This window comes from Actinomadura sp. NPDC048032 (genome assembly GCF_040653175.1).
Taxonomy (GTDB): Bacteria; Actinomycetota; Actinomycetes; order Streptosporangiales; family Streptosporangiaceae; genus Spirillospora; species Spirillospora verrucosospora.
The window spans coordinates 1-1,977 of sequence record NZ_JBEZJP010000739.1 but is presented as its reverse complement, the minus strand read 5'-3'; the positions used below and the strand labels follow the sequence as shown (position 1 = coordinate 1,977).

Annotated in this window: 1 protein-coding gene; it reads left to right on the top strand. The window is 74.0% G+C overall.

Annotated features, from left to right (window positions below; genetic code table 11):
* Positions 1–1,836: SpoIIE family protein phosphatase (locus tag AB0C69_RS41740; RefSeq protein WP_360362348.1), on the top strand; the 1,836-nt coding region annotated here is incomplete at its 5' end.
* Positions 1,837–1,977: the final 141 nt, after the last annotated feature.

Here is a 1,977-nt window from a genome sequence, read left to right as displayed (position 1 = left end):
GTGCAGCCGATGCTCGGCGGCGGCGCGGGCGCGGCGCCCGCCGCGCTGCTGTTCATCCGCGTCGAGCTGCCGCCGAGCGAGCGCTACCAGGACCCGGCCCTCATGCGGCGCGCCCTGATGGACGACCCGCTCACCCGGTTCGGCGCCACGCTCGACCTCGACCAGTCCGCCCGCGGTCTCGTCGACGTCGTCGTCCCGCACTTCTGCAACGTCGCGTCGGTGCTGGTGCTGGAGAGCCTGGTCGCCGCCGACGAGGTGCACGCCGAGTCCGGCTCGGCGGTGCTGCGCCGCATCGCGGTCACCTCCGACGACGGCAACCCCGCCTGGACGTCCACGTTCCCCGTCGGCGAGGTGCTCGTCTTCCCGGAGGGCACGCCGTACCGGCAGGTCATGGAGACCGCCCGGCCCGTCCACCTGCCGCACATCGAGGTGGACCGCGCGAGCGAGATCGGCCGCCTGTGGCGGCGCGGCCCGGCGGGCGAGCTGCTGTCGAACGTGTCGATGGTGCTGCTGCCGATGATCGCCCGTGACACGCTGCTCGGCTTCATCGCCTGCACGCGCGTCCCCGGCTTCCGCAAGTTCGACGCCTACGACGTCGAGATCGGCATGGAGTTCGCCGCCCGCGCCGCCATCGTCATCGACAACGCCCGGCGCTACAGCCGCGAGCGGGCGACCGCGCTCGCGCTCCAGCGCAGCCTGCTGCCGATGCGGCTGTCCGCCCCGTCCTCGGTCGAGGTCCGGCACCGCTACCTGCCGGGCAGCAAGCTGGTCGAGGTCGGCGGCGACTGGTACGAGTCGATCGCGCTGCCCGGCGCCCGCGTCGCCCTGATCGTCGGGGACGTCGCCGGGCACGGCGTCCGCGCGGCCGTCACCATGGGGCGGCTGCGCACCGCCCTGCACACGCTCGCGAACCTGGAGCTTCCGCCCGCCGACGCCCTGCACGTCATGCACGAGCTGATGATCGAGCTGGGCGAGCAGGAGCCGCACTTCGCCACCTGCGTCTACGCGGTGTACGACGCGACCAGCGGCACCATCGAGATCGCCTCCGCCGGGCACCTGCCGCCGCTGCTGGCGAGCCCGACCGGCGACAACGAGTACCTGGAGGTCCCGCCCGCCCCGCCGCTCGGCGTCTCGGGCGGCTCGGCCATCGAGAGCCGCGAGTTCCCCGTCGAGGACGGCAGCCTCTTCGTGATCTACACCGACGGCCTGGTCGAGAACCGGGGCCGCGACATCGACGACGGCCTCGCCCGCCTCCAGAAGATCTTCGGCCGCGACTCGGTCGACCGCTCCATGGAGGACCTCGCCAAGACCACCCTCGCGGGCGTCTACGCCGACCAGCACCGCGACGACATCGCCGTCCTGATCGCCCGGCTGCGCCGCCTTCCCCAGGACCGCTACTCCTCCTGGACGCTGCCCGCCGACCCGGCCGCGGTCCGCCGCGCCCGCGGCCTCGTCAGCACCCGCCTGGCGGAATGGGACCTGGAGGACCTCGACTACACCACCGAGCTGCTGGCCTCCGAGCTCATCACCAACGCGCTCCGCTACGCCCACGGCCCGATCGAGCTGCGCCTCCTGCTGGAGCGCACCCTCGTCCTGGAGGTCCTGGACCGCTCCGCCGCCCTTCCGCGCCTGCGCCGCGCCGAGGACGACGACGAGAACGGCCGCGGCCTCCTGGTCGTCAGCCAGCTCGCCCACCGCTGGGGCAGCCGCCGCACCGCCGCGGGCAAGGTCGTCTGGTGCGAGCAGATCGTCCCCGGCGTCGACCCCGACGCCTCGGAGCAGGTCCCCGCCTGGCCCGAAGAGGCCTGGCCCGGCGAACTCCACCACCGCGAATAGCCCAGGGGGAGCGGCCCCTTCCCAAGGGCGACGGGGCGACTTGAGCGAGGGCGCGGGTCGGGTGGCCGGAAGGCGCTCTAGGCGCCTGGAGGTCGCACGACCCGCCGAGCCGGGCGACCGCAGCGCCACCGGCAAACCCGC